Origin of the sequence: Mycolicibacter heraklionensis, assembly GCF_001021505.1 — a bacterium.
Taxonomy (GTDB): Bacteria; Actinomycetota; Actinomycetes; order Mycobacteriales; family Mycobacteriaceae; genus Mycobacterium; species Mycobacterium heraklionense.
Genome location: NZ_LDPO01000002.1, coordinates 372,179 through 394,857, shown reverse-complemented (window position 1 = coordinate 394,857; position 22,679 = coordinate 372,179). Strand labels below are relative to the sequence as shown.

Below are 22,679 nucleotides of genomic sequence, written 5' to 3'. Positions count from 1 at the left end.
CCGCAGGGCTGTCGGACCGTTGACCCCGCGTCCCTCCTGAGCTAACTTTCGAGCCGTAAGTTAGTCGAGAGGGGCCGGGCATGGACGATCGACGCTACGTGGTGGTCGGCGGTGGCCTGGCCGGGCTGGCCGCGGCGGTCTGGTTGGCCGAGGCGGGCAAGAAAGTGACGCTGCTGGAGCGGCGCGGCCGGCTCGGCGGGCGCACCCAGGCGATGCAGGTGCCGGGGATCGCAGACCTCGCCGACAACGGCCAGCACGTGATCGCCAGCGGATACGACCACCTGTTCCGGTACCTGACCAGCGTCGGGACCCGGTCGATGGTCGAGTTTCCGACCGGCGGAACGCTGCGCTGGCCCGGCGGGGCCACCACCACCCTGGTGACTCGCGGACTGGGCGCGGTGCGAACGCTGTTCGGGCCGCACCCCGACGCGAGCCTGCTTGACCGGCTGCGGACCGCTGCTGCGACGGTGCGCCTGGCGGGCGAGGCGCTGTTTCAACCCGCCGACTTGCCCGATCTCAGCACCGACCAGTGGCTCCGACGCGTCGGGATGCCCGCCCGGGCCCGCGAGGCGGTGTGGGACTGGCTCGCGCTCGGAATCGCCGCCGAGCCGGTGGACCGCGGTTCGGCCAAAGTCTTCGCCGATGTTCTGGCGACCGGCATCCGACTCGGGCTGCGCCACCGCAGTGCGGTGACGATCGGTTATCCCACCACCGATCTCGACACGCTCTATATCTCCGGCGCGCTCAATGTTTTCGACCGGCTCGGCGTCGACGTGCGCTACCGCGCAGTGGCCCGGCGAATCGTTGTGGAGGACAACGCCGTTCGCGCCGTGCAGTTGGCGGACGGCACCGAAGTGGCGGCGGATGCGGTGGTGTGCGCGGTGCCGAACTCGAATATCGCCGGCTTGCTCGACGATCTGCCCGAGCATGCCGAAATTTACGCGGCTGCAGAAAAATTGCATTACACACCGATCGTGAGCACCAACCTCTACCTGGACCGGCCGCTGGGCACCGAGGCGGCGATGGAGTCGGTGATCGGCGGCACCGGCGTCATCGACGAGGTGTTCGACCGGCAGCGGATGCAGCGCCGCGATCCAGACGGCGCCTGGCTGTACTGCCTGACCACCAGCGGCGCCTACGAGCAGATTCACCGGTCCAACGAGCAGATCGTGGCCGAGCAGATGGAGATGCTACGCCGCTACTATCCGGCCGCGGCCGAGGCGAATGTCGTTGCTGCACAGGTGGTCAAAATGCCCAAAGCCACCTTCTCGCAGGTGGTGGGCACCGATGGGCTGCGCCCGGATCAGCGCACCTCGGTGCCCAGCCTGGTGCTCGCCGGCGACTGGACCCGCACCGATTGGTCGGCGACCATGGAGAGCGCCGCGCAGAGTGCGGCCCGCGCCGTGGAGTTGCTGCTCGAACTGCCGGAATCCCCATGAGCGCGCGCCCGGAACCGAAGCGGCGGATGTCGGCACAAGCCCGGCGGATGCAGCTGCTCGACCACGCCCGCGACATCGTCGCCGCCGAAGGTTTCGCCGCGGTGACCATCGAACGGGTGGCCCGCGCGGCGCAGGTGACCCGGACCGTGGTGTATCAGAACTTCGGCGATCTGGCCGGACTGATGACGGCGCTGCTCGACCGCGAATCGGCGATCGCGTTTGCCGGAATGCGCAGCGTGGACGGTCCGCTCGGAGACGACCCGGATGCGCTCGGCCGCGGCATCCTGGCCTATCTTCATGCGGCGCCCACCAGTTGGCGCATCATCCTCAGCCCGCCGGCCGGCGCCCCGCCGCAGTTGGGGGCCCGCACGGAAGCGGGTCGTCGCTATGCACGGACCATTGCCGCCGGGCGGCTGTCCCGGTTAGCGGGCCACCCGATCGACGCCGACGGTGTGACGATGCGGCTGTTGTTGTCCGCATTGGAAGAACTGGCGCTGCTCCATCTCACCGACCCGCGGGCACACCCGGACGAATTGGTACTGAGTTATCTGCGGTCACTGGTCGGCTGGGCGGTCCGGGTCGAGACGGCGACGTCGGCGACAGGACGGTAGAGTAGGCGCTCGCAGGGCCGAGTCGTTCGGGATTCTCGTCGTGGGGGACGTTGTCGAGAACTGGACGCGGGGGCAGCGCAACCAGCAACCGCCCCGCGGCACGGGCGGATGGGCAGCGGGCTGCCAGGCTCTCCCGAGGACCGCACGGCTATATTAGCCCGAGCTAACTTTTGGATCGATTACCCGGAAGGCGACATTGTGAGCGAAAAGGGACGGCTGTTCACCAGTGAGTCGGTGACGGAGGGCCACCCCGACAAGATTTGTGACGCCATCAGCGACTCGGTGCTCGACGCACTGCTCGCCGATGACCCCCGCTCACGGGTTGCGGTGGAAACCCTGGTCACCACCGGCCAGGTGCACGTGGTCGGTGAGGTGACGACCAGCGCCCGCGAGGCGTTCGCCAACATCACCAACACCGTGCGCGAGCGCATCCTGGAGATCGGCTACGACTCGTCGGACAAGGGCTTCGACGGTGTGACCTGCGGGGTCAACATCGGGATCGGCGCGCAGTCGCCCGATATCGCCCAGGGCGTCGACACCGCCCACGAAGCCCGCGTCGAGGGCGCGGCCGACCCGCTGGACTCCCAGGGCGCCGGCGACCAGGGCCTGATGTTCGGCTACGCGATCGCCGACACCCCGGAGCTGATGCCGCTGCCGATCGCACTGGCGCACCGGCTGTCGCGGCGGCTGACCGAGGTCCGCAAGAACGGCACGCTGCCCTACCTGCGTCCGGACGGCAAGACCCAGGTCACCATCGAGTACGAGGACGACGTCCCGACCCGGCTGGACACCGTGGTGATCTCCACCCAGCACGCCGACGGGATTGACCTGGTCAAGACCCTGGACCCCGATCTCCGGGAGCACGTGATCTCCACCGTGCTCGCCGAGCTCGGCCACGAGACCCTGGACTCCTCGTCGACCCGTGTGCTGATCAACCCGACCGGCAAGTTCGTCGTCGGCGGGCCGATGGGTGACGCCGGCCTGACCGGCCGCAAGATCATCGTCGACACCTATGGCGGCTGGGCCCGCCACGGCGGCGGCGCCTTCTCCGGCAAGGACCCGTCAAAGGTCGACCGCTCGGCCGCGTACGCGATGCGCTGGGTGGCCAAGAACATCGTCGCCGCCGGCCTGGCGCAGCGCGTCGAGGTTCAGGTGGCCTACGCCATCGGCAAGGCCGCGCCGGTCGGTCTGTTCATCGAGACCTTCGGCACCGCCACCGTCGACCCGGTCAAGATCGAGAAGATCGTGCCCGAGGTCTTCGACCTGCGTCCGGGCGCGATCGTGCGCGACCTGGACCTGCTGCGCCCGATCTACGCGCCGACGGCGGCTTACGGTCACTTCGGCCGTACCGACATCGACCTGCCGTGGGAGCAGCTGGACAAGGTCGACGACCTCAAGCGCGCCATCTAATTTCGCCGAGCAGACGCATAGGCCCCCATTTCCGGCCGGATTTGGGGGCTTTTGCGTCTGCCCGCGCAGTAAAACTCAGGCGGTGAACCGGTAGTCGTCGAGATCGAAGCGCCGGCTGCGCCAGTAGGCCTCCACGGTGGTGGTGGGCCGCAGCGGAACATCACCGTTCTTGTCGAAGTAATAGCTGTTGGCCGACTTGCAGCTGTCCTGCCAGAACACCTGCCGGTGCCGTTTGCTCATCATCTCGTCGAAGTAGCGGGCGTTGGCGGCCTCGGAGATCTCGATACGGGTCGCGCCGCGGCCGCGGGCGCGCTTCAGGCATCGCACGATGTGGTGGGTCTGTGCTTCGACCAGCGCGAAGTACGACGACCCGACGTAGCCGTAGGGGCCGAACACGCTGAACATGTTCGGGAATCCGGGAATGCTGACGCCCTCGTAGGCCTGAAGTCGGTGCTCGTCCCAGAACTGGCTCAGGGTCTGACCGCCGGCCCCGGTGACGGCGAACGTCGGAATGTTGTCGCTGTCCATCACCTTGAACCCGGTGGCCAGGATCAGCACGTCGGCCTCGTGAGCCGTGCCGTCGGCGGTGACCACGCCGGTGGGGGTGATCCGTTCGATCGGATCGACCACCAGCTGCACGTTGTCGCGGTTGAACGTCGACAGGTAGGCGTTGTGGAAACCCGGGCGCTTGCAGCCGACCGCGTAGCGCGGTGTGAGCTGCTTACGCACGACGGGATCGTGCACCTCCCTGCGCAGATACGCCCGACCGGCCGACTCCATCCGCTTGGCCAGCGGAAACACCGTGAAGTACTGCGCCGCGATCGGGAAGGTCGCCTCGACGAAGGCCTGGCTGGCCAGCCGCTGCAGTGCTTTGCCGCCGGGAAGCCGCATCGCCCAGCGCATCGGAGCGGCCAGCGGCACATCGAACTTCGGGAAACACCAGATCGGCGTCCGCTGAAAAACGGTGAGCGAGGAGACAATCGGCGCGATCTCCGGGATCACCTGCACCGCAGAGGCTCCGGTGCCGATCACCGCCACTCGTTTGCCGGTCAGGTCCTGCGAGTGGTCCCAGCGCGCGGTGTGGATCGTCACTCCGGCGAACGTATCGACGCCGGCGATGTCGGGCAGGTTCGGCGTGGTCAGCACGCCGCTGGCATTGATCAGATACCGCGCGGTCACAGGGCCGCCCGGATCGGTCTGCACCCGCCACCAGCCGCGTTCCTCGTCGAACTCCGCCGAAAGCACCTTGGTGCCGAACCGGATTCGCGAGCGCAGGTCGTACTTGTCGACGCAGTGCTCGGCGTAGGCCTTCAGTTCCCGGCCGGGTGCATACGTGCGCGACCAGTCCGGGCTCTGCTCGAACGAGAACTGGTAGGAGAACGACGGAATATCCACTGCGATACCGGGATAGGTGTTCCAATGCCAGGTGCCGCCCACCCCGTCGCCGGCTTCGATGATCGAGAAGTCCGACATCCCGGCACGGTCGAGGTTGATCGCCGCCCCGATTCCGGAGAAGCCGGCTCCGACGATCAAAATCTCGTGGTCGGGTTGCTCGGTCACGCTCTGCTCCTCGTCGCTGGTATCGATCGAGGTCGACGGTAGCGCGCACGCCGGGGGATCGGGGTCGTGTTACGGCAAATCCTGCGGCCCCAGCCGCCACGGCGGATTCCGGCGGGCCTCGCCGGCATGAAACAGGCACAGCCGATGCCCGTCGGGATCATTCAGCCGGGCCTCTCGCCACAGCCACGGCATGTCGGTCGGTGGCTGGGTGAACTCAACCGAACCGCGCAACCGCTGGTATTGCTCATCCAGGTCGTCGGCTTCGAAGTAGATCAGCACCTGCTCACCGGCCGCGACGTCGCTGACGCGCTCCACCGAAAAGGTGCTGTCCCCGGACGGGCATTCGAACCGTAGGTAGTCGTCCGTCTTGACGATCAGCCGCAGACCCAGCAGCAGGTAGAACCGCTCGGTGCGGTCCAGGTCGGTGCTGCCGACGGTGATCTGGTTCAGCCGCATCGCATCACGCCAGGGCGGCCCGCAAAGCGGCCAGCCCGCGATCGGCGGCCTCGGTGGCAGACGGGATCACTCCGGCGTAGCCGAGGTAACCGTGAATCTGGGTCTCGGCGTTGTGCACCTGCACCGGGACCCCGGCCGCGGCCAGCAACTCGCCGTAACGGATGCCGTCGTCGCGCAGCGGATCGTGGCCGGCGACCGCGATGTAGGCCGGTGGCAGGCCGGCCAGATTCTCAGCGCGTGCCGGGGCCAGCATCGCCGGCGGGTTGGTCAGGTCGAGGTGTCCGGCGTAGGCCAGCGTCAACGCCGCGATCGCATCGCTGTCGATGATCGGTGCGTGGGCATTCTCGGTGAACGACGGCAAGCTGCCGTCGTACGTGGTGGCCGGGTACCACAGCAGCTGGAAGGCGATCGCCGGTCCACCGGCGTCACGGGCCAGCTGGGACACCACCGCGGCCAGGTTGCCACCGGCCGAGTCCCCGGCCACCGCCAGCCGGCCCGGATCCACCCCCAGTTCGGCGGCGTGTGCCACCACCCACTCGGTGGCCGCCAACGCGTCCTCGACAGCGGCCGGAAACGGATGCTCGGGGGCCAGCCGGTAGTCCACCGACACCACCACCGCACCCGCATCGACGGCATGCATTCGCGCGGTGCCGTCGTGGGTGTCGAGGTCGCCGGCGACGAAGCCGCCGCCGTGAAAGAACACCACCACCGGGGCGGCACCAGACTCGGTGCCCGCCGGCCGGTAGATGCGTATCGGCAGGTCACCACCCGGTCCGTCGATCACCCGGTCCTCACTGGGCAGCTCCGGGTGCACAGGGCGATGTGGCAGGTCACGCATCGCGCGACGCGCCGCTTCGGCGCCGTCGTCCAGTGTCAGTCGGAACGGGATGGCGTCCAGTACCTTCAGCACTATGGGGTCGATTGCTGGCATAGAAACACCGTACGCAACCCGACGAGTCTTCACTGCCTGGGCAGCGGCGGGATGGCTCGGAGTGGCTTACGGCATCTTCCTGACGGTGGTGGCGCTGCGCTCGGGGCCGGGAGAGGCGCTGACCGGACAATGGGTCGGGCAGCCGGCGTTCAAGGCGGCGATGGCGGTGCTGTTGGTATTCGCCGCGGCCGCCCACCCGATCCTGCGGGAGGCGCGCTGGCTGATCCCGGCCCTGATCTTCTCGGCGACCGGCGACTGGCTGTTGGCCATCCCGTGGTGGGAACCGTCCTTCGTCGCGGGTCTGGCCGCGTTCCTGGTGGCGCACCTGTGCTTTCTCGGCGCGCTGCTGCCACTGGCGGTGGTGTCGCGCGGCCGGCTGATCGGGGCGGGCGTGGTCGGGGTGAGCTGCCTGGTGCTGTTGGCATGGTTCTGGCCGGGCATGGTGCGTGAGGGCATGACCGTGCCGGTGACGGTGTATGTCTTGGTGCTCGGCGCGATGGTGTGCGCCGCGCTGCTGGCCAAGCTGCCCACGCCCTGGACCGCGATCGGCGCGGTGTGCTTCGCGGTGTCGGACGCCATGATCGGAGCCAGCCAGTTCGTCTTGGGCAATGAACTGCTGGCGGTGCCGATCTGGTGGGCCTATGCGGCGGCACAGCTGCTGATCACGGCCGGGTTCTTCTTCGGCCGGTCCACCGGCACCGAACAGGCGGCGGCGGACTGAAATCCGCCCGCCGGGCCAGATCGGTCAGTGCCGGTGATTTCCGCTTCCGGGGCGCAGTCGTTCCGGGTCGAAGGCGGGCAGTCGGTGGCGGTGCGGCGCGGTCATGTGGTGGCTTGCCAGCGCATCGCCGTGGCCCGAGGCGATGTCGCCGATGCTGAACAGCGACTCGCCGCCGGGGTCGAAGTAGGAGCTGTGGCCGGTCATCGGCAACGTCACGCCACGGGTTTCGGCTTTGAATCGAACGGACCCGTAACCGTCGGCGGCCGGGTCGACGCCCAGGCCAACCGTCGCCGAGGTTCCGGGCAGCGGCAGTTGCGGCTCGCCACTGAAACCGGTGATCGGATCCGAGGATGCCGCCCCCGCGTACACGTGTCCTCCGGCGGGCAGGTGAAAGTCGTTGGCGCTGTGGGCCAGGTCGGTTCCCGGTGAGCCCACGAGCACACCGTCGTCAGCGCGTAACCCCGATGACGCCGCGGCGTCAGCCACCGCGGTCGAGCCGTAGGAATGGCCGATCACGGTGACGTGTGAGGAACCGATGTGCGACGCAGCCAGAGCGCCGATGTCGGCGGCCAGGAGCCGGCCCCCGGCCCGGGCGGCGGCCGGTTGCGTCACCGTCCGGTCGAGCAGGCTGTCCGGCGCGCGATACCCCATCCACATGATCACCGAATTGGTGCGGTCCGGATCAGACCGGACCACTTCCCGATACACAGTGCGCCCGTCCGGGTGCGACAGGTAGCCGTCGCGGACGCTGCTGCGTGCGCCGGGCACTAAGACCGTGACGTTGTCGGCGGCGTCCGGATCGCCGATTGCGATCGCGGCGCGCCCGCGCCCGCCGAACGCCGCCGGTTCGTAGGTGAGCAGCAGCACCGGGTCCGCGCCGTCACCGGAGTTGACCGCGAGCCCGTCGCGGACCCGCAGCGCGTTCTGGTAGCGCACCATCTCGGCGGCGCTGATCGCCGAGGTCGCGTCGGCCACCCGGCGAATGTCGTCGGCCAGCGCCTGCCGGTTGATCCGGTCGCGCAGCCGGGCCGGGACGCCGTAACCGGCACCGGCCGACCGCAACAGCCTCGTCTGGAGCCGGTTGTCGGCGACCGCGTCGGCGATCACCCGGTAGATCTCCCGGGCCTTGGCGGCCAGGAAGAGCTGGAACTGGCGGGCGCCCGCCGGGGTGTCCCACACCGGTTCCCGGTGATCGGCCAGCGCGTCACGGATCTCGCCGTGGATCGCGTCGAGGTGTCGGCGGCTCGCGCGGGCGTGGTCGGCGGCGTCGCGGACCGTGGCACCCAGCACACGATCGGCCGCTCCCGCAATCTGCATCCGTGAGACGAGGTCCGCCTCACGGCCTCGGGCCGCGACCGCGTGGGTCCCGCACTGTTCGGGCATACCGCAGCAAGGTAATTCAGCGCAGCCGGGAGCGTGCTCGCCGATGCACAGCCCGCGTCGCCTGTGGTCCGCCGTCTGCCGGGGTCGGCGGCGTCTGCTAGACCTGCGGGGTGAGCGTCGACAGCGAACCCGGCGAGCCCGGGGAACCGGGCGAACCCATCGCCCGGGTGCTGCCGATGCTCTCGGTGCCGCACCTGGACCGTGAGTTCGACTATCTGGTCACACCAGAGCAGTCCGAGGAAGCGAAGCCCGGGGCGCGGGTGCGGGTGCGCTTCCACGGCCGGCTGGTCGATGCCTTCGTCTGGGAGCGCCGCGCCGACACCGACCATGTCGGCCGGCTGGGCCGGCTGGAGCGGGTCGTCTCGGCCGAGCCGGTGCTCACCGGCGAGGTCCGTCGGCTGGTGGAGGCGGTGGCGGCGCGCTACGCCGGCAGCCGGCCCGACGTACTGCGGCTGGCGGTGCCGCCGCGGCACGCCCGGGTGGAACGCGAAGCGATGACGCCACCCCTACCGCCCCCGAACGAGCTTGTCGCCCCGGTCGATCCCGCGGGCTGGCAGCGGTACGGGGCGGGCGGATCGTTCCTGGCCGCGCTGGGCGAAGGCCGGGCCGCGCGCGCAGTGTGGCAGGTGCTGCCCGGGGATACCTGGACTGACCGGTTCGTCGACGCCGCCGCCCAGACGATCCGCGCCGGCCGCACCGCCCTGGCGATCGTGCCCGACCAGCGGGATGTCGACGCGCTGCACCGTGCCGCGACGTCCCGGATCGACGAGTCGGCGGTGGTGGCGCTGTCGGCGGGCCTGGGTCCGGCCACCCGTTATCGGCGCTGGCTGTCGGTGCTGCGCGGCGGGGCACGGCTGGTGATCGGCACCCGCAGTGCGGTGTTCGCCCCGCTGGCCGATCTGGGCCTGGTGATGGTCTGGGACGACGGCGACGACTCGCTCGCGGAGCCGCGGGCGCCCTATCCGCATGCCCGCGAGGTCGCGATGCTGCGGGCGCACCTGGCGGGTTGCGCCGCCCTCGTCGGCGGGTTCGCCCGCACTGCCGAGGCGCACGCCCTGGTGGGCAGCGGTTGGGCGCACGACGTGGTGGCACCGCGGGCGGTGTTGCGCACCGCCGCGCCGCGGGTGGTGGCCCTCGACGACACCGGATATGCCGAGGAGCGCGACGCCGCGGCGCGCAGTGCCCGAGTGCCGACGGTCGCCCTGCAGAGCGCGCGCAGCGCACTGGCGGCCGGAGCGCCGGTACTGGTGCAGGTGCCCAGACGTGGTTACGTGCCGTCGCTGGCCTGCGGTCGCTGCCGAACGATCGCCCGCTGCCGGCACTGCACCGGACCGTTGTCCTTGCCGGAGCGCGGTGGTGCGGCACTGTGCCGGTGGTGCGGCCGGGTCGATCCGGCCCTGCGGTGTGCGCGTTGCGGCTCGGATGCCGTGCGTGCGGTGGTCATCGGTGCCCGGCGCACCGCCGAGGAACTCGGCCGCGCCTTCCCGGGCACCCCGGTCGTCACCTCGGCCGGTGACACCATCGTCGACCGCATCGACGACGGCGCAGCCCTGGTGATCGCCACGCCCGGCGCCGAACCGGTCGCCCCACACGGCTACGGTGCGGCGCTACTGCTGGACAGTTGGGCGCTGCTGGGCCGTCAGGATCTGCGCGCCTCCGAGGACACGCTGCGCCGCTGGATGGCCGCGGCGGCCTTGGTACGCGACCGCGGATCCGGCGGGCTGGTGACGGTGGTCGCCGAATCGTCGATTCCGACGGTGCAGGCGCTCATCCGGTGGGATCCGGTCGGCCACGCCGACACCGAGTTGGCCACCCGCGCGGAGGTGGGGCTGCCGCCCGCGGTGCACATCGCGGCCCTCGACGGTGACCCGGAATCGGTGACGACCCTGCTGGAGCAGGCGAGGCTGCCCGACGGCGTCGACCTGCTCGGGCCGGTGCCGCTGCCGCCGGGGGTGCGGCGGCCGGCCGGTGTCCCCGACGAGCTGAATGTCATCCGGATGCTGGTTCGGGTGGGCCGCGATCACGGCCCGGCGCTGGCTTCGGCGCTGCGCCACGGCATCGGGGTGCTCAGTGCGCGTGGGTCGCACCACCCGGTGCGGGTGCAGATCGACCCGTTGCACGTCGGTTAGGCAACGACCCAGCAGCGCACCAGGATCACAACCACCCGGTCCGATCGCAGGTCATCACGGTGCAGCCGGCGGCTTCCAGGGGCGCGCGAGCGGCGGCCCCTAGCAGAACATCCACCGGACCCGGGCGTCGCGGGTCGACGACGATCAGTTGGATCGGTGTGGCGTTGCGTTGCAGGTGCTCCAGGTAGTTGAGCAGACCGTTGTGGTCACTGACCCAATCGATATCCAACGCCGGCTGCTTGCTTCGCCAATTCGCCACGCGGCGTTCGACGTCCGCGACGACGCGTTGGTCCAACGGCGACAGCGTATCGCCTGGCCGGCTGCGGTGGGGCCGCCTCACGATGAAGACGCGCAGCGGTGCGTCGCGAAGGCGTGCCTCGGCCACACTGAGCTCGAGGACGCGGTCACTGGCTGAGGAGCCATCCACGACGGCAAGCACCAGCCCGGTTCCGCGCGAACCGAGGTGCCGGGTCCGCGGCACGACCGCAACCGGGCAATGTGCCGACGCCACCACCGCCGACCCGGTGGATCCGATGCGACCGTGTGCCGCGTGTTCGAATCCGATGGAGCCGACGCAGACCAGGGCCGCCGACCGCGAGGCTTCCACCAGCGCCGGCACCGGGTGACGGCGCACGATCTCGGCTTCCGCCCGGACGGGCTTTCCCAGCGATTCGATCGCCGAGATCGCGCTGCGAACTGTCTTTTCAGCAGTGGCGACTTCAGCCGCCGCATCGTGGGGACCGCCGGCCTCATCGATTGCGTAGAGCAGCCACAACGGGATATCCCGATCGACGGCTTCGTCGACGGCCCACGTGGCAGCCTGCATCGCTGCACGTGAGGCGTCGAGACCGACGACAACACGGGGAGCCGAACAGTGTGGTCCGTACACAGCGCGTCCTATCTGCCGCGGATGACCAGAACGTCATCGAGCGGGCGCCGACCCGTGCGCGGGGGCAGTTCTTCGGTGGCGGGAGCCTGCCCGATCCGAATGAGTATTTGGGGAATCGTGTTGCCACCCACCAGGGTCTCGACAATGTCCCGGGCGACCTGAACTTCGGTGAGATGTGTCAACGGGCAGGTGGCCAAGCCCGCCATGGTGCATTCCAGCAGTACCGCGGAGAGCGCCTCACCGGCGGCCAAGGCGTCGGCGCGGGTATCGGTCTCGGTGGACAGCACGACAACTGTCGACAGGTCCGCACCGATCTGGGTCCGGCGTTCGGGGTGGTGCGGTGTGGGAAACCGGCGGCCGACATCGACTCGTTCACCTTCGGCGGCCGAGGCCAAGGCACTGTACGGGATACCCGCGGACGACCCGAATGGCACTGTCCACCGGTGTAATTCGGCATGGTATACCGAGTCGTAGAGACGTAGCGACTCGGTGAATCGTGACGCCTGCGCCAATCGGGAGCGCGTACTCTCGGCCAGCACATCCAGGTGCGCGTCGTAGTGATCGAGGTGGCTGCGCAGCACTGGCTCGAATGCTGCCCAGTCCGGGGGAGGATCCAACGGCAACCGGTCACTGCGGCGCGCCCAAATCGCGTCCGCGCGACTGCGATGCCCGTCGGTCACATAGCTCATCGGCGAGAACTGAATCGACGCGAGGTGGTCGAGGTCGTTGGGATTGGGAAACCGCTCGACGTTGGAGTTCAGGCCGGCCGCGGACATGGCCACTCGTAGGTGATCCAGCGCCGCGCCGCAACCTATGACCGCCTCACGCCCGGCGCCGTCGGACGGCAGGACCCTATTGCGGTCGAGATACAACCGAAGTTCATCGGTCTCAAGGACCCACTGCCAGGGCTGGATGTTGTGAATCGACGGGGCGCGGCAGGCAGCCCATACCGCGTCCTGGACCGTTTTGGTTTCTACCAGCGAGGCAGACATCTTGGCCTCCGATCTCTACCTGCCATCCATGGTGGCGCGAATCCGAAGCCGGCGTTAGGGCCGTTAGTACTCACCGGGCACGCATTTGTGCCCCGGCCTAATAGCTGTTTCACCACGGCACGAGTTGGATCATTCCCGGCGGCCTGGGTTGTACTTGCGGAGGCTCTGCTGGACCGCCACCACTTCGGTTCTCGCTGCCACCGCCGCTACCACCACCGTCCCCGCTCCCGCCGGTTGCAGTGCCCGGCTGCGGGCCTCCGGCTGGAGGTTCGTCCTGTGGTGGGGGCGGTGGTTGTTGCGGCGGTGGTTGTTGCGGCGGTGGGGGCTGGATCTGTGGTGGGGGCGGCTGTTGCGGCGGAGGTCGTTTCGTTACGACGTGGGGCGAACGCGGGATCTTCGCCTTCGGTGACTTTGGTGGCGGAATTTCGGGCGGTTTGGGCTGGGACATGTCTCCGGTGGCCACTGCACCGACCGGTGAGCCGAGCGCCGCGCCGTGCGTGCCGGCTGTGTTGCTGCCTGACATGGTCGTCGCGTGGTAATTGACCACAGTAAAAAGCCGCGTCGGTCTACTTGATGGTCCAGCGCGGCTGACCATGAGCGATGCGATCTTGCTTTGATCGCCCGGACAGTAGACCTCTACCGCGGCCGCGATGAATCGGCTCATGGTGGCAGCGAGTCGGGCCGACTGGGCATGCAAGAGCGGGTCCATTTGGAACGCATCGTTGGTCAATCCGTCCAATATGTTGGCCGCTGGCATGCCGTCGTCGAGTTTGCGGCAAACAGTATGGCCAGCGGCAACCACCGTCGGTACGTTCTCGATAGCGGGAATCTGGTTGTTCTGGAGGACGGCCAAAAACTGATCGTCCTGACTCGGATCTGCTGAGGCTGTACTGATCTGCTGCACAGCAGCGGTGGCCGCTATAGCGGCGAACACGATGCCAGAGTAGGTCGCGCCGCGGATAAACATGAACGGATCTCCGTTGTCTACGGGCCGTGCCCGCCGCCGACCCATCGGGATGGGGAGGCCGCTGCCACCGTTGCCTGCGTTGACAATTGACCCAGGTAGACGAAAACGGGCTGGGCGGTGGAGGGTGTCTCTGCCGGGACTGTTTGTGGCTTATGCGTGTCGTTCCCGGTGCGCACCGGAGAGCAACTTGGGTATCTCGGAGCCGCGCACAGCGGCGACATGGTTACCGACGGCCCAGAATGGCCCTGGTAGGCCCCGAGAACATAGGCGTTGTTATTTGTGCTTGCTGCGATGGGACATGTGTGGTGCCTCCTGGAAGGGGCGGTGGCTGTCGACTCGGGCAGCTGCCGTGTTCGAGTGATATGTCTATTGCACCACCGGATTTAGCGCCGCCGCAAGAGGTTGAAGGTCCGCAACTTGTGGGCCAATCCTTGAGAAGCGCCGGGCCGCTCGGAAACGCAGTCTTCGGACGTTCGCCTCGGCAGCGGAGACGAACGTCCCCGCGAAATCGGGACTTCGGCCCCTTTCGCGTTCCGGCGTTTGCGAGTGAAATGAGTGATGTCAGTCGTCGAGTAAGAGGAGACGACGCCATGAAGGAACTCCGATGACCAGCGCGGCCGAGCTCAGAAGTCGGCAGCCGCGACGGATATTTCATGACCGCAGCGAGGCCGGGCGGGTCTTGGCCGGTCTGCTCGACGCTTACCGGGACCGCGATGACGTCATCGTGCTCGGTTTGGCACGCGGTGGAATTCCGGTCGCCTGGGAAGTCGCCGCAGCGCTACACGTGCCGCTGGACGCATTCATCGTGCGCAAACTCGGTGCTCCCGGCCACGAAGAATTCGCGGTGGGCGCACTGGCCAGTGGGGGACGGGTCGTCGTCAATGACGACATGGTGCGCGGCCTGCGGATCACCCCGCAACAACTACGCGACGTCGCCGAACGTGAGGGCCGGGAGTTGGTCCGCCGCGAGGCGGCCTACCGTGGCGGCCGACCACCCGTCGACGTGGCCGGCCGGACAGTCATCCTGGTCGACGACGGACTGGCCACCGGTGCCAGCATGTTCGCAGCGGTGCAGGCATTGCGCGACGCCGAGCCGGCCCACCTGGTGATCGCCGTCCCGGCGGCTCCGGAATCCACCTGCCGGGAGTTCGCCGGCCTCGTCGACGACGTGGTGTGCGCCACCATGCCGACGCCGTTTCATGCGGTCGGTGAATCGTTTTGGGACTTCACCCAGGTCACCGACGAGGAGGTTCGCCGGCTGCTGGCCACCCCGACCACCCGGACCCGCGCCGACCGGCCGCCGGCACCGGCCGCGGCAGAGGTAGTGGCCAGCGGCGCTGTCGACGCCCCCGCAGGGGTCCCGCCGCGGGCGGTATTGCAGGAACTGATCGGTGATGCGCGCATCGTGTTGATCGGCGAAAGTTCGCACGGCACACACGAGTTCTACGAAGCACGCGCGGAGATCACGAAATGGCTGATCGAGGAGAAGGGCTTCTGCGCCGTCGCCGCCGAAGCGGACTGGCCGGATGCCTACCGGGTGAACCGCTATGTCCGCGGCCTCGGCGACGACCAGACCGCCGACGCGGCGCTGAGCGGATTCGAACGCTTTCCGGCCTGGATGTGGCGCAACGTGGTGGTCCGTGACTTCGTCGACTGGCTGCACGCCCACAACCGAGACTGCAGATCGGCAGCGCAGCATCAAACCGGCTTCTACGGCCTCGACCTGTACAGCCTGCACCGCTCGATGCAGGAAGTGGTCGGCTATCTCGACACGGTCGACCCGGTCGCCGCGGCGCGGGCCCGCACCCGCTACGCGTGCTTCGACCACGCCTCCGCCGACGACGGCCAGGCCTATGGATACGGCGCGGCGTTCGGCGCCGGTCCGTCCTGCGAACGCGAGGCGATCTCGCAATTGGTCGACCTGCAGCGCAACGCGTTGGGCTACGCCGAGCAGGACGGGCCGGTCGCCGAGGACGAGCTGTTCTATGCCTTGCAGAACGCCCAAACCGTCCGCAATGCCGAGGAGTACTACCGCACGATGTTCAGCGGGCGGGTCACCTCGTGGAACCTGCGCGACCGGCACATGGCGCAGACCCTGGACGCGTTGTTGGCGCATCTGGACCGCGACCGCGACTCGACCTCGCCGGCACGAATTGTGGTGTGGGCACACAATTCGCACGTGGGCGATGCCCGAGCGACGGAGATGCACGGCGATGGTCAGCTCACACTCGGTCAACTGGTCCGCCAGACTTACGGCGCCCAGGTGCGCCTGATCGGGTTCAGCACCTACACCGGCACCGTCACCGCCGCCAGTGATTGGGGCGGGCCCGCCGAACGCAAGGTGGTCCGGCCTGCCCTGACCGGCAGCATCGAGGATCTCTTGCACGCGACCGGCAGGGATGCGTTCCTGGTGTCGATGCCCACCGCCTTGGCGGCCAGCGACCCGCTGGATGCGGTGCGTCTAGGACGCGCAATAGGCGTGATTTACCAACCCGCGACCGAGCGGCAAAGCCACTATTTCCACGTCCGGCCGGCCGATCAGTTCGACGCGATCATCCACATCGATCAGACCCGTGCGCTGGAGCCGCTCGAGGTGACGAGCCGCTGGATCGCGGGGCAGACGCCGGAGACCTACCCGACCGGACTTTAGCCGTCGGGGATCGGGCGCAGCGTGATGGGCCAATGCCTCCCCGGTTGAGGTCCAACGACTCCTGCGAAACACCCGAGACCGCAGTAATTTCAACGGTAGAGCTGGCTAGTCAGCTGGCTGAACAGTCGTGAGTTGGAGGGCCGAACGATGTCACAAGTCAGCACGACACGCGGAATCGTGGTGGGTGTCGATGGATCGCCTGAATCCGACGCGGCGGTGACCTGGGCGACGCATGAGGCGATCATGCGCCAGTTGCCGCTCACCTTGCTGCACGTGGTGACGCCGCTGGAGTCCGGCTGGCCCCCTGGGCCGATGACCGAGGGGATTCCCAGTTGGCAGGCCGATGAGGCGAAAAAGGTCCTCGCACGGGCGCGCAACGTGGTCGACTCCAGCCGGGGCGACGCCGCGGCGCCCGAGGTGCACGCCGAGATGGCCCATTCCCAGGTGGTCTCGACATTGATCGGTGCCACCAAAGACAGCTGGATGACTGTCGTCGGCTCGACGGGGCTGGGTGCCATCGGCCGCCTGCTGCTGGGCTCGGTGAGCACCAGCCTGATTCACCACGGGCACGGCCCGATCGCGGTCATCCGCACCGATCGCGATTACCCGAAAGATGCACCCGTGGTGGTCGGAATCGACGGTTCACCGGTATCGGAGAAGGCGACGGCGCTGGCTTTTGACGAAGCCTCTCGCCGTGGAGTGCCGCTGATGGCGTTGCACGCCTGGAGTGACGTCGGGGTCATGCCGATCCTCAACATGGACCGGCGCGATTACGAAGTTCAGGGACACGAAATCCTCGCCGAACGGCTCGCGGGTTACCAGGAGCAATACCCGGATGTCGTCGTCGAGCGGCGGGTGGTTTGTGACCAGCCCACCCGCTGGTTGGTCAAGGCCGCCGAGCACGCTCAACTGATGGTGGTCGGCAGTCACGGCCGCGGCGGCTTCGCCAGTCAACTCCTGGGTTCGGTCAGCTCCGCGGTCGTCCAGGCCGCCGGGATTCCAGTGATCGTGGTCCGCCCCGACGCGAAATGACCTTCGGTCACGCCGGGGGCGGCCCGTTGACCGCCCCCGGACTTGGCCGCGATGGTTAACACTGGATGCCATGGAGTTCGCGACACACGGCGACACGGACGCGCCGAAAGCGGCGCCCTACGTCGCGGCCTACGAAACCCACTCCGGCGTGGTCGTCTTGGCCGGCGACCGGGCCTACAAGGCCAAAAAGCCGGTGCAGACCGACTTTCTGGACTTCCGGACGGTCGAGCAGCGCGAAGAGGCGTGCGCGCGGGAAGTCCAACTCAACAGCCGAATCGCCCCCGACAGCTATTTCGGGGTTGCCCACCTCAGCGGCCCGTCCGAAGCAGCAGCGCCCGAACCGATCATCGTGATGCGGCGCTACCACGACGACGACCGGTTGGCTTCGATGGTCAAACGCGGCGAACCGATCGAACCAGTGCTCGACAGCATCGCCCGCGTGCTGGCGGACTTCCACGATCGATCCGACCGCAGCCGGCGAATCAACCGGCAGGGTGAGCCCGACGCGATCCACCAACGGTGGTTCGACAACTTCCCCACACTGCACCGCCACGCCGACACGGCGGTGCCCGCCGAGACGGTGCGGCGCGTCGAAGACCTCGCCGCCGCATACCTCGCCGGTCGGGCCGATCTGTTCGCTCAACGGATCGACGAGGGCTGCATCGTCGACGGCCACGCGGACCTGCTCGCCGACGACATCTTCTGGACGGACAACCGGCCGGTGCTGCTCGACTGCTTGGAGTTCAGTGACGACTTGCGCTTCGTCGACCGTATCGACGACGCCGCTTTCCTTGCCATGGATTTGGAGTTCCTCGGACGCAAGGACCTCGGCGACTACTTCCTGGCCCGCTACGCCGCCTACTCGGGCGACACCGCGACGTCGTCGCTGCGGGATTTCTACATCGCCTACCGTGCGACGGTGCGGGCCAAAGTCGACTGCGTGCAACTGACACAGGGCAAGTCGGGGGCCGACGCAGCCGCGTCCCGCCATTTGGCCATCGCTCTGAGCCACCTCGAACGCGGCGCCATTCGGCTGGTGCTGGTCGGTGGCGGTCCCGGAACCGGAAAGTCGACGCTGGCCCGAAAGCTCGCAGAACAGGTCGGGGCTGTGGTGCTGTCCACCGATGACGTGCGTAAGGAGTTGCACGAGGCCGGGCAGCTCAGCGGCGAGCCCGGTGACCTTGACGCTGGACTGTATGCACCCGCCAATGTCGCTGCCGTCTACCAGGCGATCCTGCATCGGGCGGGCCAGTGCCTGGCCAGCGGTCAGTCGGTGGTCCTCGACGGAACCTGGCGAGATGCGCAGGTCCGGGCCGAGGCCTGCCGCCTGGCCGCCGACAAGCATGCGGTGACCGCCGAGATCCAGTGTGTGGTGCCGGTTGATGTCGCCGCCGACCGAATCAGAAGCAGGGCACCGGGCAACTCCGACGCGACACCGCAGATCGCCGCCGCGCTGGCCGCTCACGATTTCGAGTGGGACACGGCGCATCGCGTCGACACGTCGCAACCGCTCGATGATTGCGTCCGGGAGGCTCAGGAGCTGTGGCGCGCCGCGATCCGGAGGCAGAGTTAACGCACCCAGACATCGACGTCGTCCACCTGCACTGCGGGTTCCCCGCCAGCCGCGGTGAACGCGGTAAGGGCGTGTACCAGCCCGCGGCGCTCCTGTACCGGCAACGTCTCCACGATGCGGGCGATTGCGCCACGTCGCTGGGCGGTGACCTGGCGCACGACATCCCGCCCGCGTGGTGTGAGGTCCGCGACCAGTTCGCGTCGTGATGTGGGGTGCGGAAGTCGATCGATCAGCCCCGCGCTGACGAGTCGGTCGACCATGCGCCCGGTCGTCGAGGGCTGGACGCCAAGCAGGCTCGCAAGTGTCGCCAGGTTCATTGCACCGTGGTTGGAGAGGATCACCAGTGTCCGGAACTGGGGGAGCGTGATGGTCTCGTCCACGTGGGCGATTGAGTGCGCCGAGATGGCCACCAACAGTCGCGATGCGGTGAGCAGTGCATCGGTGATCGCATCGACGGATTCGTCGTCTGCCGCCACGTCGGCCATGGCCATCAGCACTTTCCTCTGTTCAATTCTTGCCGCTCATCGCTTTCGTGCGGTGAGAAGCAGGTACTGCCAGCCCATGACTCCGTGGTGCAGATGATGTTGAGCGAGTTCGATGAGTTGGGCGTCGAGAGCGGCGACCAGCGTGGGATTGTCACCGATGGTGCGGTAGGCGTCGATGGTCGGCCCGTAGTGGGTCTTGAAGTAGTCGTGAACTGCCTGGGCGGTGGCAAAGCGTTCCACCACCAGCATGCATCGCCGGGCCTGGATGATGGTGGCTCGGTCGCCAAAGAGATTGCCGACGTAATCGTCCCGTCCCCACAACGCCGCCGGTGGGACGCCCGGAGTCTGGGTGGGGCGATAGGGCCTGATCGCCGCCAGCATCCGGCCGAAGAACCCCTCCGGAGTCCAGCTCGCCAGCGCAATCGTGCCACCGGGGCGGCAGACCCGGATCAGCTCGTCGGCAGCACGCTGGTGGTCAGGGGCGAACATCACCCCGATCCCCGACAGGACCGCGTCGAACTCGTTGTCGGCAAACGGCAATGCCTGTGCGTCGGCCTCTTGCCACTCGATCGCCAGGTTGTGCTCGATCGTCCGCAACTGCGATCGTTGCAGCAGTTCCGGGGTGAGGTCGCTGGAGACGACCGCTGCGCCCGTCATTGCGGCCGGGATCGAGACGTTGCCGGATCCGGCCGCCACATCGAGCACACGATCACCTGCGCTGATACCGCTGGCATCGACGAGCACCGGGCCGATCGGAGCCATTACCTGTTCGGCCATCAGGGCGTAGTCGCCCATCGCCCACATATTCCGGTGGATCGTCAGGGTGTCCGACGTGGTCGGGTAGTCAACGGTCATCTGAGCCTCCTGTCGAAGGGGACGTGTTCTACCGACGCCGTTGTCGCGCGGCCCGTCGCGCCGAGGCGAGATCTATACCGCTGACTACAGTGATAGTTGTCTATAGTTGCTATACGCAATAGTAGTCATCTACCAATGTTCTGTGGGGTCTCTGTGCCCGCATGGGGACGGCGCGCGTCGCTGGGGCCTGCGCGCATTTGGCTGGGCCCCTCCCGTGCTGACGAGACGCCCTCAGCGACTTCCCTAAACTGTCCCGGTGCGCATTGTCTTCGCCGGCACCCCGGAAACCGCGTTGCCGTCGTTGCAACGGTTGATCGATTCGCCGCGCCACGACGTGGTGGCGGTACTCACCCGGCCCGACGCGGCGTCCGGCCGGCGGGGGAGCCTGCAGCCGTCTGCGGTGGCTCGCCGCGCCCTGGACCACGGTATTCCGGTGCTGCGGCCGGCCCAGCCCAACGCACCGGAGTCGGTCGCCGAGCTGGCCGAACTGGCGCCGGAATGCTGCCCCGTGGTCGCCTACGGGGCGCTGCTGCGCGACGCGTTGTTGGCGGTGCCGACGCACGGCTGGGTCAACCTGCACTTCTCCCTGCTGCCGGCCTGGCGGGGCGCGGCCCCGGTGCAGGCGGCGATCGCCGCCGGCGACCAGGTGACGGGTGCGACGACGTTTCGCATCGAGCCGGAGCTGGACTCCGGGCCGGTATACGGTGTCGCGACCGAGACGATCCGGGCCGATGACACCGCGGGTGAACTGCTGGCACGGCTGGCGGTCTCGGGTGCCGAACTGCTGGCGGCGACCCTCGACGGAATCGCCGACGGCGCGCTACACGCGGTGCCACAGCCGAGCGAGGGGGTCAGCTATGCGCCGAAGATCAGCGTCGAGGATGCACGGGTGCGCTGGGACTTGCCGGCCGCGGTGATCGAGCGCCGGATCCGCGCTGTCACCCCGAATCCGGGCGCCTGGACCATGATCGGTGACCTGCGCGTCAGGGTCGGTCCCGTCGGCCTCGCCGACGATGGGCCAGAAGGACTGTCACCCGGGGATATTCAAGTCGACCGGCGACACGTGTGGGTCGGCACCGGGTCGGAGCCGCTGCGGTTGGGCCAGATCCAGCCACCCGGAAAGAAACTCATGGCCGCCGCCGACTGGGCCCGTGGCGCCCGGCTCGACTCGCAGGTGCGGGCGTCATGACCGGACCGCAACGAGGCCAGCGCCGGCCGCAGCGCCCCCAGGCCGGCCCGCGCAAACCCCGCCGGAAGCCGCTGGACCCGGCGCGGCGCGCCGCATTCGATGTGCTGCAGGCGGTCTCGCAGCGCGATGCCTACGCCAACCTGGCGCTGCCGGCGCTGCTGGCCGAGCGCGGAATCACCGGCCGCGACGCCGCTTTCGCCACCGAACTGACCTACGGCACCTGCCGGGTCCGCGGACTGCTCGACGCGATCATCGGCGCGGCCGCGCAGCGCTCACCCGACACCATCAACCCGGTGCTGCTGGACCTGCTGCGGCTGGGCAGCTATCAACTCCTTCGCACCCGCGTCGAGCCGCACGCGGCGGTATCGACCACCGTCGAGCAGGCGGCTATCGAATTCGACTCTGCACGAGCAGGTTTCGTCAACGGAGTGCTGCGCACCATCAGCACCCGCGACGAGCAGTCCTGGACCGCGGAACTGGCGCCGAACGCCGACAGCGACCCGATCGGCCACGCCGCGTTCGTCCGCGCCCACCCGCGCTGGATCGCGCAGGCATTCGCCGACGCGCTGGGGGCCGCCGCCGGTGAGCTCGATACGGTGCTGGCCGCTGACGACGAGCGCCCCCGGGTGCATCTCGCGGCCCGACCGGGCGCCCTGACTGCGGCCGAGTTGGCCGCCGCGGTGGGCGGCGAAGTCGGCCGGTATTCGCCCTACGCCGTCTATCTGCCCGGCGGCGACCCCGGGCAGCTTGACGCCGTGCGCGCCGGTCAGGCCCTGGTCCAGGACGAGGGCAGCCAGCTGGTGGCACGTGCCCTCACGCTGGCTCCGGTCGAGGCCGACACCGGCCGGTGGTTGGACCTGTGCGCCGGACCGGGCGGCAAGACCGCGCTGCTGGCCGCCCTCGGAGCGCAGACCGGAGCGCGGGTGACCGCGGTGGAGCAGGCGGCGCACCGGGCCGCACTGGTCGCCGAGAACACCCGGGGCCTGGGCGTAGAGGTGCTGACCGCCGATGGCCGCGAGTCCGGTCTGGAACCCGGCTTCGACCGGGTGCTGGTCGACGCGCCCTGCACCGGTCTGGGCGCCCTGCGCCGGCGGCCCGAAGCCCGGTGGCGCCGTCAGCCCGCCGACATCCCGGTGCTGGCGAAACTGCAGCGTGAGTTGCTGGCCGCGGCGATCGGTCTGACCCGGCCGGGGGGAGTGGTGCTGTATGCGACCTGCTCGCCGCACCTGGCCGAGACGGTCGGTGTGGTGGCCGACGCGTTGCGGCGGCATCCGGTGCGCGCGTTGGACACCCGGGAACTGTTCACGCCGGTCGACGCGCTCGGAGACGGCCCGCACGTGCAGCTGTGGCCGCACCGGCACGGTACCGACGCCATGTTCGCTGCGGCGCTACAAGTAATCTGAGCCC

General features: G+C 68.6%; 19 protein-coding genes. 10 read left to right on the top strand and 9 right to left on the bottom strand.

Going from position 1 to position 22,679, the window contains the following annotated elements; all coding sequences use genetic code 11:
• Positions 1-80: 80 nt before the first annotated feature.
• From hpnE to metK, 3 genes are all read left to right on the top strand, one after another.
• Positions 81-1,439 (top strand): hydroxysqualene dehydroxylase HpnE, encoded by a 1,359-nt coding sequence (hpnE, locus tag ABW16_RS05160; RefSeq protein WP_047318039.1) that lies wholly within the window; start codon positions 81-83, stop codon positions 1,437-1,439.
• Positions 1,436-2,050 (top strand): TetR/AcrR family transcriptional regulator, encoded by a 615-nt coding sequence (locus ABW16_RS05155; RefSeq protein ID WP_047318038.1) that lies wholly within the window; start codon positions 1,436-1,438, stop codon positions 2,048-2,050. Before hpnE ends, ABW16_RS05155 begins: the two co-directional genes overlap by 4 nt.
• 198 nt (positions 2,051-2,248) lie before the next feature.
• Positions 2,249-3,460, top strand: coding sequence for a methionine adenosyltransferase (gene metK, locus ABW16_RS05150; RefSeq protein WP_047318037.1), 1,212 nt, complete (start codon positions 2,249-2,251; stop codon positions 3,458-3,460).
• 75 nt (positions 3,461-3,535) lie between these two features.
• On the opposite strand, the gene ABW16_RS05145 is transcribed toward metK, so the two are convergent.
• The 3 genes from ABW16_RS05145 to ABW16_RS05135 all read right to left on the bottom strand — a co-directional run bounded on the left by ABW16_RS05145 (position 3,536) and on the right by ABW16_RS05135 (position 6,407).
• Positions 3,536-5,020, bottom strand: a complete 1,485-nt coding sequence (locus ABW16_RS05145; RefSeq protein WP_047318036.1) for a flavin-containing monooxygenase — start codon at positions 5,018-5,020, stop codon at positions 3,536-3,538.
• 69 nt (positions 5,021-5,089) lie between these two features.
• Positions 5,090-5,476: a VOC family protein gene (locus tag ABW16_RS05140; RefSeq protein WP_047318035.1), complete on the bottom strand. Its 387-nt coding sequence runs from the start codon at positions 5,474-5,476 to the stop codon at positions 5,090-5,092.
• A gap of 4 nt (positions 5,477-5,480) precedes the next feature.
• Positions 5,481-6,407 carry an alpha/beta hydrolase gene (locus ABW16_RS05135; protein WP_047318034.1) on the bottom strand — a complete coding sequence of 309 codons (927 nt, stop codon included), beginning with the start codon at positions 6,405-6,407 and terminating at the stop codon, positions 5,481-5,483.
• Here ABW16_RS05135 and ABW16_RS05130 point away from each other — a divergent pair.
• Positions 6,406-7,128, top strand: coding sequence for a lysoplasmalogenase (locus tag ABW16_RS05130; protein WP_167344261.1), 723 nt, complete (start codon positions 6,406-6,408; stop codon positions 7,126-7,128). The genes ABW16_RS05135 and ABW16_RS05130 overlap by 2 nt on opposite strands.
• A 24-nt stretch (positions 7,129-7,152) precedes the next feature.
• Here the strand turns inward: ABW16_RS05130 and ABW16_RS05125 are convergent, their stop codons facing one another.
• Entirely contained in the window at positions 7,153-8,511 is a 1,359-nt protein-coding gene (locus ABW16_RS05125) for a DUF4226 domain-containing protein (protein ID WP_047318033.1), read from the bottom strand.
• Between the two features lie 176 nt (positions 8,512-8,687).
• Between ABW16_RS05125 and ABW16_RS05120 the strand changes: the two genes are divergently transcribed.
• Complete coding sequence (locus tag ABW16_RS05120) at positions 8,688-10,640, top strand: primosomal protein N' (RefSeq protein ID WP_047318143.1); 1,953 nt, start codon at positions 8,688-8,690, stop codon at positions 10,638-10,640.
• Between the two features lie 25 nt (positions 10,641-10,665).
• On the opposite strand, the gene ABW16_RS05115 is transcribed toward ABW16_RS05120, so the two are convergent.
• The 3 genes from ABW16_RS05115 to ABW16_RS24195 form a co-directional block, all read right to left on the bottom strand.
• Complete coding sequence (locus tag ABW16_RS05115) at positions 10,666-11,529, bottom strand: universal stress protein (protein ID WP_268768019.1); 864 nt, start codon at positions 11,527-11,529, stop codon at positions 10,666-10,668.
• Positions 11,530-11,537: 8 nt separating this feature from the next.
• Complete coding sequence (locus ABW16_RS05110) at positions 11,538-12,521, bottom strand: Acg family FMN-binding oxidoreductase (RefSeq protein ID WP_047318031.1); 984 nt, start codon at positions 12,519-12,521, stop codon at positions 11,538-11,540.
• Positions 12,522-12,630: 109 nt separating this feature from the next.
• Positions 12,631-13,488 (bottom strand): DUF732 domain-containing protein, encoded by an 858-nt coding sequence (locus tag ABW16_RS24195; protein ID WP_082133968.1) that lies wholly within the window; start codon positions 13,486-13,488, stop codon positions 12,631-12,633.
• Between the two features lie 604 nt (positions 13,489-14,092).
• Between ABW16_RS24195 and ABW16_RS05100 the strand changes: the two genes are divergently transcribed.
• The 3 genes from ABW16_RS05100 to ABW16_RS05090 all read left to right on the top strand — a co-directional run bounded on the left by ABW16_RS05100 (position 14,093) and on the right by ABW16_RS05090 (position 18,743).
• The gene (locus ABW16_RS05100; RefSeq protein ID WP_082133960.1) at positions 14,093-16,138 is read left to right on the top strand and encodes an erythromycin esterase family protein; all 2,046 of its coding nucleotides are present in this window, start codon (positions 14,093-14,095) and stop codon (positions 16,136-16,138) included.
• 147 nt (positions 16,139-16,285) lie between these two features.
• Positions 16,286-17,170, top strand: coding sequence for a universal stress protein (locus ABW16_RS05095; RefSeq protein WP_047318029.1), 885 nt, complete (start codon positions 16,286-16,288; stop codon positions 17,168-17,170).
• Positions 17,171-17,240: 70 nt separating this feature from the next.
• On the top strand, positions 17,241-18,743 hold the full coding sequence (locus tag ABW16_RS05090) for a bifunctional aminoglycoside phosphotransferase/ATP-binding protein (RefSeq protein ID WP_047318028.1): 1,503 nt from the start codon (positions 17,241-17,243) through the stop codon (positions 18,741-18,743).
• Here the strand turns inward: ABW16_RS05090 and ABW16_RS05085 are convergent.
• Both ABW16_RS05085 and ABW16_RS05080 read right to left on the bottom strand, forming a co-directional pair.
• Positions 18,740-19,234 (bottom strand): MarR family transcriptional regulator, encoded by a 495-nt coding sequence (locus ABW16_RS05085; RefSeq protein WP_047318027.1) that lies wholly within the window; start codon positions 19,232-19,234, stop codon positions 18,740-18,742. The two genes, ABW16_RS05090 and ABW16_RS05085, sit on opposite strands and share 4 nt — an antisense overlap.
• Before the next feature lie 30 nt (positions 19,235-19,264).
• Entirely contained in the window at positions 19,265-20,083 is an 819-nt protein-coding gene (locus tag ABW16_RS05080; RefSeq protein ID WP_047318026.1) for a class I SAM-dependent methyltransferase, read from the bottom strand.
• A gap of 256 nt (positions 20,084-20,339) precedes the next feature.
• On the opposite strand from ABW16_RS05080, the gene fmt reads away from it, so the two are divergent.
• Entirely contained in the window at positions 20,340-21,272 is a 933-nt protein-coding gene (gene fmt, locus ABW16_RS05075) for a methionyl-tRNA formyltransferase (RefSeq protein ID WP_047318025.1), read from the top strand.
• Positions 21,269-22,675: an RsmB/NOP family class I SAM-dependent RNA methyltransferase gene (locus ABW16_RS05070; RefSeq protein ID WP_047318024.1), complete on the top strand. Its 1,407-nt coding sequence runs from the start codon at positions 21,269-21,271 to the stop codon at positions 22,673-22,675. Before fmt ends, ABW16_RS05070 begins: the two co-directional genes overlap by 4 nt.
• The last annotated feature ends 4 nt before the right edge of the window (positions 22,676-22,679 follow it).